The organism is Deefgea sp. CFH1-16 (genome assembly GCF_016881365.1).
In the GTDB taxonomy this organism is placed as follows: domain Bacteria; phylum Pseudomonadota; class Gammaproteobacteria; order Burkholderiales; family Chitinibacteraceae; genus Deefgea.
The window spans coordinates 411,320-424,735 of the sequence record NZ_WLYT01000001.1 but is presented as its reverse complement, the minus strand read 5'-3'; the positions used below and the strand labels follow the sequence as shown (position 1 = coordinate 424,735).

General features: G+C 46.7%; 10 protein-coding genes and 1 pseudogene. 2 read left to right on the top strand and 9 right to left on the bottom strand.

Annotated features, from left to right (window positions below; genetic code table 11):
* Window positions 1-6 precede the first annotated feature (6 nt).
* Entirely contained in the window at window positions 7-132 is a 126-nt protein-coding gene (locus tag GKO28_RS20920; RefSeq protein WP_282099204.1) for a hypothetical protein, read from the top strand.
* Between the two features lie 71 nt (window positions 133-203).
* Here GKO28_RS20920 and GKO28_RS20915 read toward each other — a convergent pair whose 3' ends face one another.
* From GKO28_RS20915 to GKO28_RS02215, 4 genes are read right to left on the bottom strand one after another with little or no spacing between them, the layout of a single operon-like run.
* Window positions 204-434, bottom strand: a complete 231-nt coding sequence (locus GKO28_RS20915; RefSeq protein WP_282099203.1) for an efflux RND transporter permease subunit — start codon at window positions 432-434, stop codon at window positions 204-206.
* A 22-nt stretch (window positions 435-456) separates the two neighbouring features.
* The gene (locus GKO28_RS02225) at window positions 457-3,327 is read right to left on the bottom strand and encodes an efflux RND transporter permease subunit (RefSeq protein ID WP_282099202.1); all 2,871 of its coding nucleotides are present in this window, start codon (window positions 3,325-3,327) and stop codon (window positions 457-459) included.
* Entirely contained in the window at window positions 3,324-4,790 is a 1,467-nt protein-coding gene (locus tag GKO28_RS02220; RefSeq protein WP_182075207.1) for an efflux RND transporter periplasmic adaptor subunit, read from the bottom strand. The genes GKO28_RS02225 and GKO28_RS02220 overlap by 4 nt, the downstream gene beginning before the upstream one ends.
* Window positions 4,787-6,067: a TolC family protein gene (locus GKO28_RS02215; protein ID WP_182075206.1), complete on the bottom strand. Its 1,281-nt coding sequence runs from the start codon at window positions 6,065-6,067 to the stop codon at window positions 4,787-4,789. Before GKO28_RS02215 ends, GKO28_RS02220 begins: the two co-directional genes overlap by 4 nt.
* Before the next feature lie 560 nt (window positions 6,068-6,627).
* Here GKO28_RS02215 and GKO28_RS02210 point away from each other — a divergent pair.
* Window positions 6,628-6,881: pseudogene (locus tag GKO28_RS02210) on the top strand (integrase core domain-containing protein); the annotation flags it as partial.
* A 57-nt stretch (window positions 6,882-6,938) separates the two neighbouring features.
* On the opposite strand, the gene GKO28_RS02205 reads toward GKO28_RS02210, so the two are convergent.
* From GKO28_RS02205 to GKO28_RS02185, 5 genes are all read right to left on the bottom strand, one after another.
* Window positions 6,939-8,771, bottom strand: a complete 1,833-nt coding sequence (locus GKO28_RS02205; RefSeq protein ID WP_182075205.1) for a TnsD family Tn7-like transposition protein — start codon at window positions 8,769-8,771, stop codon at window positions 6,939-6,941.
* Window positions 8,772-8,782: 11 nt separating this feature from the next.
* Window positions 8,783-10,258, bottom strand: a complete 1,476-nt coding sequence (locus GKO28_RS02200; protein WP_203563843.1) for an ATP-binding protein — start codon at window positions 10,256-10,258, stop codon at window positions 8,783-8,785.
* Window positions 10,255-11,667, bottom strand: a complete 1,413-nt coding sequence (locus tag GKO28_RS02195; protein WP_203563842.1) for a DDE-type integrase/transposase/recombinase — start codon at window positions 11,665-11,667, stop codon at window positions 10,255-10,257. The genes GKO28_RS02200 and GKO28_RS02195 overlap by 4 nt, the downstream gene beginning before the upstream one ends.
* Before the next feature lie 16 nt (window positions 11,668-11,683).
* Entirely contained in the window at window positions 11,684-12,106 is a 423-nt protein-coding gene (locus GKO28_RS02190; protein WP_203563841.1) for a hypothetical protein, read from the bottom strand.
* A 356-nt stretch (window positions 12,107-12,462) separates the two neighbouring features.
* Complete coding sequence (locus tag GKO28_RS02185) at window positions 12,463-13,314, bottom strand: TnsA endonuclease N-terminal domain-containing protein (RefSeq protein WP_182075204.1); 852 nt, start codon at window positions 13,312-13,314, stop codon at window positions 12,463-12,465.
* Between the last annotated feature and the right edge of the window lie 102 nt (window positions 13,315-13,416).

The window sequence follows — 13,416 nt, the reverse complement described above, 5'->3', positions numbered from 1 at the left end:
CACACCATGAAAACTATGACCCAAGTAATTCATTTTAGTATCTTGGCGGCATTGATCGGCATGACTGCCGCTTGCGGTAATAGTCGTGACGATATATCAAAATCTAAAGACCAGACGCACAGCCACGACTGAAGCCTGTTAGTTTGAAGAAGTGAAAATGGCGAGCTTGCTCGCCATTTTTTATCCTCTTTAGCAATAAATAGCTAAGCTCGTTTTTTTCTTCGCATCAATTGGTAAGCGACTGGGATAATAAATAGAGACAATAGCGGTGCCGTGATCATTCCACCCACCATCGGTGCTGCGATTCGGCTCATGATTTCGCTGCCTGTACCACTACCCAATAAAATCGGCAACAAGCCTGCAATAATCACAGCCACCGTCATCGCCTTAGGCCTAACTCGCAATACAGCACCCTCGGTAATCGCTTCGAGCAAGGCTTTATCGCTGTGATCGCCCTCATCTAAACGCGCCTGCCATGCGTTTTTTTAGATACAGCAGCATAATTACGCCAAATTCGGCTGACACGCCAGCGAGTGCGATGAAGCCGACTCCGGTTGCAATCGACAGGTTATAGCCCAGCAAATACAAGAACCACACGCCACCAGTCAGTGCCAATGGCAGCGTCGCCATAATCAACAGAGCCTCATCAAAACGTTTGAACGTCAGGTAGAGCAACACGAAGATGATGAGTAAGGTGGCGGGAACGACCAGTTTCAGCCGTTCATTCGCACGTTCTAAAAATTCAAACTGGCCAGAATAGCTGATGCTGATACCGGGCTCCAGTTTCACCTGCGCCGTGACGGCTCGTCGTAGATCATGCGCCACCGAGGCCAAATCTCGGTCACGCACATCGACGTAAACCCAGCCCGTCGGGCGCGCATTTTCGCTTTTCAGCATCGGCGGGCCATCAGTTACTGAGATTTTAGCGACCATACCCAAGGTGATTTGCGCGCCTTGTGGCGTCAGCATCGGCAGATTAGCCACTTTTTCCACCGTATCTCGCCATTCGCGTGGATAGCGCATATTGATGGGAAAACGCGCTAAACCTTCGACCGTTTCACCGATATTGTCACCGCCAATGGCGCTAGCGACCACAGCCTGAACATCGTTAATATTCAGGCCATAGCGCGCGGCCGCAGCGCGATCAATTTTGACATCCACATAGCGCCCACCAGTGAGCCGCTCAGCCAATGCAGAGCTAACACCGGGCACGGTTTTGGCGATGGTTTCGATTTGCTGCGCGATTTTGTCGAGATCGTCCAGATTGCTCCCCGCAATTTTGACGCCAATCGGGCTTTTAATCCCCGTCGCCAGCATGTCAATCCGGTTACGAATCGGCGGCACCCAGATATTGGCCATGCCCGGCACTTTCACTGCATTATCCAGCTCTTCGATCAATTTTTTCGGTGTCATACCTGCTCGCCATTGATGGCGCGGCTTGAATTGAATCGTCGTTTCAAACATTTCCAGCGGAGCTGGATCGGTCGCGGTTTCGGCGCGGCCTGCCTTGCCCGAAACGCGCGCCACTTCGGGAACGGTTTTAATCATCCGGTTGGTTTGTTGCAATAACTCGCTGGCTTTTTGCGCCGACAAACCGGGCAGTGCCGATGGCATATACAGCAAATCACCCTCATCCAACGGCGGAAGAAACTCGCCCCCTAAGCGGCTGATCGGCCAGAGCGCGGTCAAAAACACCAAGACAGCCACTAAAAGTGTGGTTTTGGGTTTTGCCAAAACGCCATTCAGTAGTGGACGATAAATCCGAATCAAAAAACGATTGAGTGGATTCTTATTCTCTTCCGGTAATTTGCCGCGTATCCAATAGCCCATCAAAATCGGAATCAGTGTCACCGATAAACCTGCCGCCGCAGCCATTGCGTAGGTTTTGGTAAACGCTAATGGCGCAAACAGCCTGCCTTCCTGCGCCTCCAGCGTAAACACCGGAATGAAGGACAGCGTGATAATCAGCAAGGAAAAAAACAGCGCTGGGCCAACTTCCACCGCCGCTTCAGTCATCACCTGCCAATGCGCTTCACCCTTGAGCGCTTCGCCGGGGTGAGCATGCTGCCAAGCCTCGACTTTTTTGTGCGCGTTTTCGATCATCACCACCGCAGCATCGACCATGGCACCAACGGCAATCGCGATTCCGCCCAGCGACATAATATTGGCATTCACGCCTTGGTAACGCATCACCAAAAACGCGATTAAAACGCCCAATGGTAAGGAAACAATCGCCACCAAGCTAGAGCGAAAATGCCCCAAAAAAATCACGCACACCAAGGCGACGACCAGAAATTCCTCAAGTAATTTGAAGCTCAAATTGTCAATCGCGCTATCAATTAAATGGCTGCGGTCATAGGTGGTGACAATTTCAACGCCAGCGGGCAAGCTCGGTTTAAGTTGCTCCAGTTTTGCGTGCACCGCTGCGATGGTTTCTCGCGCATTTTTACCGGAGCGCAGAATGATAACGCCACCCACTGCTTCACCCTCGCCATCGAGTTCACTAATCCCACGGCGCATTTCTGGTCCAAGCTGGATCGTCGCAACATCGCCCAGCAAAATCGGTACATTATTGGCTAATTTAACGGGTATTGCCTTGAAGTCATCGATGGACTTGAGGTAGCCGTCGGTACGTACTACGAGTTCGGTTTCGCCCGCTTCGAGCACGCCGCCGCCGGTTTCCTGATTGGCTTTTGCAACGGCGTCACGGACCTCGGCTTGAGTCATCCCGTAACTCGCCAATTTGATCGGATCGATGACGATTTGATATTGCTTGACCATGCCACCCACTGTGGCGACTTCAGCGACATTAGGTAGCGTTTTGAGTTCAAACTTCAGATACCAATCCTGCAAAGAGCGCAGTTGAGATAAATCATGCTTGCCGGTTTTATCGACCAGTGAATATTGATAAATCCAGCCCACGCCCGTCGCATCAGGGCCAAGTGATGATTTAGCCGACGCTGGCAAGCGACTTTGGATTTGATTCAGATATTCCAAAACGCGCGAGCGCGCCCAATACAAATCGGTCTGATCATCAAACAACACATAGACAAAGCTATCGCCAAAGAAAGAAAAGCCACGTACGGTTTTCGCTCCAGGCACTGACAGCATTGTCGTCGTGAGCGGGTAAGTGACTTGGTTTTCGACAATCTGCGGCGCTTGCCCCGGATAGCTGGTGCGGATAATCACCTGTACATCGGATAAATCAGGCAAAGCATCAATGGGCGTGGTTTTGACTGCCCAAATGCCCCAAGCCGTTAGAAAAGCCATTCCCAACAGCACTAAAAATCGATTAGCAACCGACCAACGAATCAAATGGGCGATCATGGCTGAACCCCTTGTTTGATGAGCTGTTCAATGATGAGGCCATCATCACTTTGCCGAACACCAGCACGAACTTTGTCGCCGACTTTAAGCCCTTTGAGAATATCAATGCGAGCAACTGGGTAAGCCATTGTCATGGCCGTCATGCCAACCACTTTGAAATGGCCGTGCGCCAATGTGACTTGCTGCCCATCGATAGCTTTGATCGTCGCATCGGCTTCGTCAAGTGCTATCGCATTAGAGGTGGCCGACTTTTCATCCAGTAATTTCGTTTTAATACCCGCTAGATTCGCTTCAGAATCAATCAAGAACTGCCCGCTCGCCACGACTTTCTGCCCTTCGCTCAATCCATTGAGAACAATGGTTTTATCACCGACTTCTGCGCCCAAAGTCACTTCAATTGGCATGAAATGATTTTCAGCATTGAGCTGCATGACCAGAGATCGTTTGCCAGTACGGATAATGGCCTCAGTAGGAACAAGAAGCGCTGAGTTTGACGAGTTACTGGCTAATTTCACTTGGGCAGACATGCCAGGACGTAAGCGACCATCCTTATTAGGTAGTTCCACTCGTACTTTGAGGCTACGACTCGCATCATTTAAAGTCGGTAAAATCGCGGTGACTTTGCCGTTTAAGCTCACGCCAGGAAAGGCGGCTAATAACACATCGGCTTTACCGCCGATTTGCACGGCTGCAGATTGTGCTTCTGGCACGGCGACATCGAGCCATACCGAACTGATGCCATTGATTTTGGCGAGGGTTTGACCCGTTGTTAGGGTCATGCCATTGCGTACCGATAACTCTTGAATCACGCCAGCTTGGGTGCTGCGCAAAGTCTGGCGCGCGCTGATTTTGCCGTTTTTTTCAAGCTCAGAGATTGCGCCAGCTGGCATTCCCGTGAGGCGCAATCGTTCCCGAGCGGCACTGATTAAATTAGCATCGCCACTGGCTCGAACGGCTAGATATTCCTGCTGCGCTGCGGTCCATTCTGGAATCAGCACTTCTGCCAAAGGTTGACCCGCCGCAATGATGTCGCCGGGCGCTAAGGGCCAAACTCGTTCGACAAAACCATTGCTGCGCGCTTGCTCAATGGACACGTCCCGTTCGTTGAAGGCGAGTATGCCTGTGGCATCCATACTGAGCGACACCATTTGCCGCTCTACTTTTGCTTGGCGCATGCCTGTATTTTGCAATGTTTGGGCATTAATTTTGACTCCTGCCGACTCAGTGGCATCACCCGCATACTTTGGCACCAAGGCCATATCCATAAATGGGGATTGGCCAGGTTGATCAAAATGAGCATCAGGCTTCATTGGATCGAACCAGTACAGCACCTTTTTTTCAGGGGCTGCTGCTGATGTATTGGCCGCTTGATGTTGCGTGACGCTCATTCGGCCACCGACAATGCCGAGGCTCAGTAGTGCTGCGCCGATAGACAGCGCGATGATGGTGTGTTGGGTTTTCATTGCGCAGCTCCAGTGGGCGTGTCCCAGTTGGCGTAAGTGAAGTGCAGACGAGCTTGGATTTGTAGCAATTCCCCCGAAACAGCAATGGCTTTGAGCTGCGTCTCCAGTCGCTCACGTCTGGCCGCAATCACATCGCTAAGCGCGCCTTTAGCGCTTTTCCATGCCGTGAGAGACAGCGTAATTTTTTCTTCCGCCAAAGGCAGTAAAGTCGCTTGATAGCGCTGATGGGCTTGTTTTACGCGCTGCAAATCGGCAAGCTCATTGATCAATTCCGCATTTCTCTCTCGGGTCGATGCTTCGCGCTCGGCATCCAGCGCCGTGCGTTCGGCGAGCTTGGCTGCAATCATTGGGTCTTGCCGTTTGCCAGCGAAAATAGGCAAATCAAAACTAAACTCGACCATCACAGAGTCAAAGTCTTGGGGGTTGCGCTGATATTTAACTTCAACGCCCCAGTCCGGCATTTTAGCCGCGCGCGCCTCGGCAATTTCGGCGTTGAGGACATCACTTTTGGGATAAAAAGCTACAAGTTCAGGGCGATTTGCAAATCGATCTTGCAAGGCGATGGGATCCATCGAGATATCAATTAGAAATACTGGCGGCTTGCCTGTAACACCTTCATTCGCCACGTTTCCTACCCAGCGTTTAAGTTGGGCGCTCGCTTGTAATCGACGCGCAGTGAGTTCATCACGAACTTCTGCCAGTCTAGCAAGTTCCTGCTTGGGCAAAATCGTATCTGTGATACTGCCTTTGCCGGAAGCAAGTTGCGCTTTAATGACGCTAGCAAACAATGTGTTCTCAGCTTCAAGCCTATCAATCAAAACCAGCTGCCGCTCAATACTATCTTGCGAAATCCAGGCCTGAGCCGTTTCTCGTGCGACATTTTGGCGGGCGATCTTGCGCTCTATTTCGCTCACTGAAATTCGAGCATTGGCTGCTTGAACGCGAGCATTGCGCTTGTTGCTATTTGGAAACTCTTGCATCAGCGCAAAGGTTTGCATCGCCATGCCATTGGGCCCTGGATTAAATCGATCTGGGCCTGTCAGTGGCAAATTATCAATGCCGAGTTTAATTTTGGGATCGGGTAATTCACCGGCAGGAATCGCTGATTGTTGAGCAACTGTTATTTGCGCCTGACTAACCTGCAACTGTGGCGCATCGCGTAGCGCAATGTTTTGCGCGGATTCAAATGTAAGGGCGTAGGCGGCAATGGGCATGCTTGTGATGAAACCCGCAAGCGCCATTTGGCTCGCGAGAATGTGCCACGAGAAATGTCTCATGATCTAACTCCAAATCAATTCGCTGGCCGCAATTAAGCGGCGAGCACAAAGCATCACGACAAACTGAAAAACAGCTGTCGAAGACGCGCTTATTTGATGGAATTAGCTGAGTTCTGGCGGTCGCCAGACGTTAGAAGAGTCTAGGGAAATAGGAACTGAATGCAAGGCAGGGGTATATACAGCAGTAACAAGCAACTGCGGCTTATCAAGCACAATACCCAGTACACCGACCTGACCAGATTGGCAATCAACGGTGTGTTTACAGGTCGATTGTGACTTTTGTATGGTGCTGTGTTGATCACAACACGAGGGCATCGCTTTATCACAGTTCTGCATTTGAGCGCTCATACTCATCTCTTTCATCATGCAATGCGATTCTTGTGGGCGAGCATTTGCCCAGCCTTGAAACGCAATGCTTATAACGAAAAGGAAGTAGAGAATGCTACGCATGGTCGTAGTATATGCCGCCTAGATAGATGGAGCCAGACTAAAGCTAGACCTCGTGATGAAAATCAAACTCGTTCTATGATGTGATGCTTTGATTTAGACTGCTAACGGCTATCGAACCATCAGTGGGTACGACCGGCGATAGTTACGACAATGCGCTTGCGGAGACGATTAACGGACTCTACAAAACGGAAGTAATCCATCGCTTAGGGCCTTGGAGCAGTCTAGAATCTATGGAACTAGCGACATTGGAATGGGTTTCGTGGTTCAATCATCATCGTTTGCAGGGGGGATTGGCCACATTCCACTGGCGGAAGCAGAAGCGAATTATTATCGTAATCAAAGCGAGCGGGCCATGTTGGCCTGACTCAAACCAAATAGTCACCGCGAAACCCAGTGCGATTCAGATGGCTTGATAGGGATTCTAGATACCCTCATTTCCTCGAACGGCTTGGCATAAAGTCAGAATGTATTGCTGAATATCTGGCAAAGATGGAGGGCGGATACTCGCCATTTTTAATAATCGCCATTGTACGACTGGCAGCTCCTTTGCAATTAATTCGCGGCGAGCCCATGCTAGCCTTCGGAAGTAGAACTGCTTAGGCGTTTCTAGTAAAGGTTTGATTGCTTCGTTGGTAAGGGGAAGTCTATCTAGGTAGAAAGTGAGCCATGCAGCAACGTGCAACGATTTTCCAATTAATGAAAGTGTTATTCTAATTGGGCGTTTTTCCGCTTGTAGCTCTATTTCAAACCATTCTGTTATGCGTGCAGCTAATAGTTTATCGCGAGCCGCCCAATCGACTCGTTCCTTATGCTTCGAGATGGGGGGCTCATGGACTTGGATTTGTTGCTGAAGCCACGCGCGATCATGGCGATAGAGCCAGATATAGTCTTGGTTTTGGCGTAAAGTGCGATTCGTGTCTGCAAGAAAGCGCTCTCGCCGTTCCTTTTGTTCTTGTATTTTGCGTTGAGCTCGCCATTGTTTTGCAATGGTGGGAAATATTCGTAATACACGGTATAGGGTTGATAACGAAATATCTTCTTTGGTGGAGATCTCAGCCAATGACAATCCAGCAATAAAATCGCGTTTAAGCTGATCAGTGATGGATGGAGTCAGTTTTTGGGGTTTTGTTTGAGTAGCAAGTCCGAGCCTAGCGGCATCAAGTCGAAGTGTTGTTACGCTTATTCCTGTTAGTTTAGCTGCTTGGCACAATGAGCCCCCCTTTGCCAGTGTTTGGCGAAGCACTTCATCACTTTCTCTATCAACGATATGCTGTTTCAGTAATTCTGGAGCTACTGCTTGAATTAATTGAAACTTATTAACACCTGTTATTTCATAATTAAGCCCCATCCCGCTGGCTAATATCAGATGCTTGAGTGGATGATAAGCACCTCGTGGCTTGCGAAATAACAGAAGTATCCAATTTGGGAGATTTTGGTTAGGTATTCCACAAGCACTAAATTCTAGCTTGGTTGGCAATTGATTTAGAGATGCTAATAAATAGGTATGAAGTGGTGCTAGGCGTAAGCGACCAGATCGCAATGTGAACCCAAGTTCTTGAGCGCGTTGCAGGTAAAGTTGTTGCCAAAATTGGAGGGGAATTACTCCTAGATTAGTATGTAGTATATGAGTGCTCAACTGAGCTAAATGAACAAGCAACTCTTGCTGGGAAAGTTCTGCTGGCAGTAATGATGAATGATCTATTAGTTCTTGATTGTCTGGTAGAACTAGCCGTCGTCGCTGTTTTTCTAACCATTTCATATCTACTTCAAGTAGTGTGTTTTTATGGGTGCTGCATACCCAGACTCCAGGTAATTGATGCATACGATGCCAGTATGCTTGACCATGTTGATTCTGATCACTATCTATGCACGAGGGGCAAAAGCGCAGTTGTGTATTTGCTCCAATTTGACTAGCAACTAAGCCGAGTAGTGTCTTGATTCCCCCCATTGAATGGCCAGCGACTAGATGTGCTGATGCTTGTTCAACAACTCGTTCAGGCAAAAAAGGGCGAAAATATGGGAATATCGTGAGCTGATCAATGACAAATGAAATATCAGGTTCAGGAAATAATGATGCATTTAGCTTATTCAAAAACGAAGGGAAGGAGCGATGTAATAATGTTGCAGGCGTATTGCACAGCAGCTCAATGGTGTCTTGCCACCGCTGGCTTCCCAATAAATAATGATAGCGCACGATGAGGCTATAAAGCGTCTCATCAGGAAAAATTGGCAGCCTGAAATCGAGTGACTGCATTGCCCATCACCCTATGATTGTCGATAGGTTGATGAAAATTCGAATGGATCTTGCAGAAGCCAACCCGCTTTTTGCATTGCTTCCATGGGGTCAGACTGTTGAGCGAGTTGAATTGCCTCTGGAGTAGTTTGAACCGGAGGTTGTTGCGATGCTAATTCTTGCGTTTTAGCCTCCGTTTTAGCGCTTGATTTTTGTGGCAATGTTGTTGGTTGAACCTTGGATAAAACAGCTAACCGAGCTAGCGTAATTTCTTCATCAGTAGGCTCCATCATTGCCTTAAGCTGCTCATCGGTAGGCAACAAATCTTCAAATTTTTTCATTTGTCTAGGGTTGCCACTTCGTAAAGCCGATATTGCTGGCTTTAATAAAGCCATTTTTGTGTCAGCGATATAGCTGAGTAAATCAGTTGTTAGCGTTTCCTTGCCTGTTTGTATGGCGTATCGTTGGCTCAGTATCATTAATTTTGCCAAAAAATCTGTTACACCCTGAGTTAACTCATAAAGCTTTTTACGCAAATCAGTATCTAACGTCTGCGGTTGTTTAACCCATTGATAACGCCAGATTGCATCTAATAAAAGATTCCAGATTGGATCATCTTCTTTAGGCTGTTCAAATTCATACTGACCAAGCCCAGAAGCTCTTCGAGCATTACGCATTACATTAGAAAAGAGATTAACCATCGAGTTAGTTCCGATAAAGGCAACAGGAATCCCAATGCTATTTATCATATTTACAAAGAAATTTAGCATATTTTCTTTGCCGCCAGTTTTGGCTGAGTTTAAATGCTGGAGTTCATCAATGAAAAGCGCGCCAATAAAATATGTGCTGGCCACTTGCTCCATCTTTTGAATAAGTTCAGGTACGCTGGCCTTTGACTTTAGCTGTGGAGTGTAACGATCTTGACCCAATGCTTTATCCACGGCCCGAAAAAAAGCGCGGCATAACCCTGATAAAGAACCATCATGAGGACAATCTAATTTTAAATAGGTTATCTGAGTGTGTATGAATTCGGTATCGCGATATTTCTGATGACGTATAGTTTGTGGGTAGAGTTTGAGGATTGAGCTTAGCATTGTGCTCTTGCCAATTCCGCTGAGTCCTACCAAACTAAATGAAGATGCCGTTGAAACAAACTCTGTTGCAATGCCGCGTTCAGCCGAGAGCCCATATAAATGACGCCAAGTTTGGGTGCTCATTGGATTGCGCCCCACATACCCACTTCGGATGACCGTCGAAACTACACTTTCTAGTTCAAGATAAATTGGCAGAGGCTGAACCAATCGATTGAGTCGATCAATGCTGTGTAATCTGATTTCTTTGGGTTTTTGCCTTTCTTCATCACTTGGCTCTTCGGGAAAATTTGACATTGCAACTGCGGCATTTTCTTCCGATAAAATTGGTGGAAGCGCCTCGATCAGGGGGTTGCCCTGATATTCAAGTACGGCTTGTTCAAAATATTGTGCTTGCACAAATGTATTTTTGGTCACGAATTTCGTCCTTTTTGATGAAGGCTACCAAGGAGATCTATCACTTGTGTGCTGCGCTCACCTGCGTAGGTGGTTGCTACGCTTGGGATTGTTAGCGGTTCTTTTGTAATAGGTTGTTCTGCCGGTTTTTCCTTGGATTTAGTCCCAAAACGCACATTCAATCGCGTTTGTTCTACAAGTCGCTCGACTTGACGATATGTACGAATGCCTTCGATACGCTTTGCGGCAGATTCCCCGCTAGCTGATTGATTATTTTTGGACTTATTAATTGTAGATTCAATGAATTCATCAAGCTGTACTAGACCGTTTAATTGCTCATGATGAATTTTTGGTGATGGCTTACTGATTATTTCCAGCATATCTATAACCTCTTCTAATCGCATGCCACGATAACGATCTTCTGACGAACGTAATGAACATGCGTGAAAGGTGCGATTTTTGTCTTGTATCCAAATAAATTCAGTCGACCAAGGCGAATACCATACCTTTGTAGGTGTTCGTCCTTTATTTCGTGCGCGTGAGAACCAGTTATTTTCTATAGCATATTCCGACGTGTAGAACATGCCTTTGAAGTTGATTCCGCCTGCCTGAATACTGGCTTGAGCGGTTGGTAACAGATGCAGGTATACAATTTCATCTGATTGGGGGTTAAAGCATCCTAGGCCTTGATCTATTCCCCAGTTCCAGATGTTGAGTGGTGTTGGTTCAATTCCATCATTTATCATTTCGGCGTTTAGCCGTGAGGGTTGTCGATTGTGCCGATTGTAGTGCAGGATGCTGACGATGATTATTTGGGTAAATTCTTCTAAGTTGAGCGTTGCATCTAATCGATAGTCTCGATCTCCTCGCTCTTGTTCACGAGCGCGAACACCTCCAGGAGTCCAGTGTATCTGAGAAATATCATTCAAAAGTTTAAAGCGACTTTCGACGATACTTTTCCAATCAGGGCGGTACGGAGAAGCGACAGCAAGGTCTATTTTCAGGCTATCCACAAGAGAGACTTTTGCTGACTCACTTAGCATTTCTGCACGGTCAGCCATAATTTCTTGTGGAAGGTGGTGGCAGGGCCAATCATCTTCTGAAATTTCGATATTATGTGCGCTACAAAAGGCAACCTTGCTGGTAAATGTATTGAATAGTGCGTGTCGAGCGCCATCCCAGCTTGGCCCCTCTAAGCCGATAAATACACCGGTAATCATGCCTGAAAAAACATCGGCTACAACATAAACGATTGGACGACCAATGATCCAATCTTTTCGATATCGACTAACTAAATAGATATCGGCAATCGTGGCATCAATTTCGAAACGATGACAGGGACCATGCACCCCATCTGTAGCCCGCCCAGAAAGTTCTCTATGATCTTTTTGCCAACGCTTTTCTCCTTTGCGGCCCCGCAAAACTGCCATGTCAGAAAAAGATTTTTTACCCCAATAGATAAATTGTTTTTTTAGAAGGTAGTTCGGCCAATGGCTTTAATACTACATAATCTTCTTTTTCATTTGGACTCGGGTGTTCTGCGCGATAATAGCGCTTTAATGTTTTCTGATATGCATCGGAGATATACTTTACTTTGTTTTTTGCATATAACGCATAACCAATTCGGATGTATTCTTTATCTTGGTCGGTTAATATGCCTTTTTTAACCTGCACGGTTTCACCTAAGTATTTTGCAGGACGACCTGGCGTTTTGCCTGGTGCAAAAGTTCTCGATACGCCAGGATTGCCGCTTTTGGTTCTATCTGGCAGTAATGCATTGCGTACGCTGCCATAAAGCCAAAATCGATAAAGTAAACGATAGAGTGTTTTTCTTGGCAGGCCTGTTTTTGAGGCGTGCATTGAAACCATTAAGCCGCGCATTCGTGGCAAGAAAAAATTCTCCGGGGAATGCCGTTTCAACTAAGGGCTGTATACGCTCCCAGTTTTTATTACGCATTGTCTTGGCATGCTCTGGTAGTTCTTCTTCAAGTTCAAGCATGAATGCCGGGGTACGTACCGTCGTTTTTTGTAATGTGCCTACTTGTAGCATCGCGGTAAGTTCTTGAAAATTCATAACCCATGGTTGCTTGGGGGGTATTTCAATGGACAGAAGTGTTATGTCTCCTGATTCTCCATCTACCCAAAGAATACGCGATAGTTTGTCGAATGGAGCTTCACCAGTTACGGATTCAAGTACGTCATTTATTGTTAACTGGGGCAACATATCAGGATACCCCTTGATCTGGGCAAATCGAAGTGGCGAATAATTCGAATTTTGGAGCTTTCATTGCTAGATCAAGGCAAGTTTCACTAAAATTCAAACGAATTGCTTTATTCCAGACTAAGTGTTTGAAAAGGAGGACTCCATCTTTATAGTTAAGATGAATTGCAGTTGAAGTGGATTTGATCATCGACTGTAGTTTGCGGTCAGAGCCATTCAGGTGAGCAAAAGTCTCAATAAATAATTGATGAAGTTTTTTGTCGTGCAGTTGTCGGTCCAAGCGAATTCCTGAACGTAGCCAGGTAAGATTATGGCTAATGATTGGGTTTATGGTTTTGTTCGTCACTAATAGCCAGCTGATTCCTTTGCTTTTCCAATAGATACGTTCAATTTCAAGCTTTAATAGCGTCCATTCCAAACTCTCAGATGGTTCCAGAGCTGTTTCGTCTTTCACGGAACGGGCTGCCAAGTGTGGCAATCCATCATCCCCCTGATAGGTTACTAAAAAATCAGTACTAAAAATGAATGGGACATTTGTACCCGGGTAATTTGGATATTTGATGCCCAAACTTGTAGCAATTGCCTTCGTTTGTTCTATTTCTAGGATTGGATATTGTTCACGTATATCAAGAATTTGCTCTGAAAACTCCAAGGACAAGAAATAATAAAATTCAATATCAGATAGAAAGTGGTATGCCCGATCAATTTTACTGCCAGGAACGATGTGAGAACGCCCCTTGGAGGGAACGTCTCGAACGCGCAGCCATGGCTTATAGTCAATGCCTTCGCCTTGCCCATAGCCTTGCTTTATATACCTGTCTATATCGGCTTGAGTTTTAAAGCGACGCCCACGCATACCATACTCCAGAAAATTATAGTTCTCTTGAAAGTATAGTGCGATGGGCTTGCGTGTCAAATTATATTATTTAGTGTCACTATATATTGTGCTGTGTCAAAA

Coding starts and splice junctions, on each gene's coding strand:
- GKO28_RS02220 (WP_182075207.1), bottom strand. CDS start 4,790: ATGAAAACCCAACACACCATCATCGCGCTGTCTATCGGCGCAGCACTA.
- GKO28_RS02190 (WP_203563841.1), bottom strand. CDS start 12,106: ATGGTTTCAATGCACGCCTCAAAAACAGGCCTGCCAAGAAAAACACTC.
- GKO28_RS02215 (WP_182075206.1), bottom strand. CDS start 6,067: ATGAGACATTTCTCGTGGCACATTCTCGCGAGCCAAATGGCGCTTGCG.
- GKO28_RS20920 (WP_282099204.1), top strand. CDS start 7: ATGAAAACTATGACCCAAGTAATTCATTTTAGTATCTTGGCGGCATTG.
- GKO28_RS02205 (WP_182075205.1), bottom strand. CDS start 8,771: ATGCAGTCACTCGATTTCAGGCTGCCAATTTTTCCTGATGAGACGCTT.
- GKO28_RS02185 (WP_182075204.1), bottom strand. CDS start 13,314: ATGCGTGGGCGTCGCTTTAAAACTCAAGCCGATATAGACAGGTATATA.
- GKO28_RS02225 (WP_282099202.1), bottom strand. CDS start 3,327: ATGATCGCCCATTTGATTCGTTGGTCGGTTGCTAATCGATTTTTAGTG.
- GKO28_RS02195 (WP_203563842.1), bottom strand. CDS start 11,667: ATGGCAGTTTTGCGGGGCCGCAAAGGAGAAAAGCGTTGGCAAAAAGAT.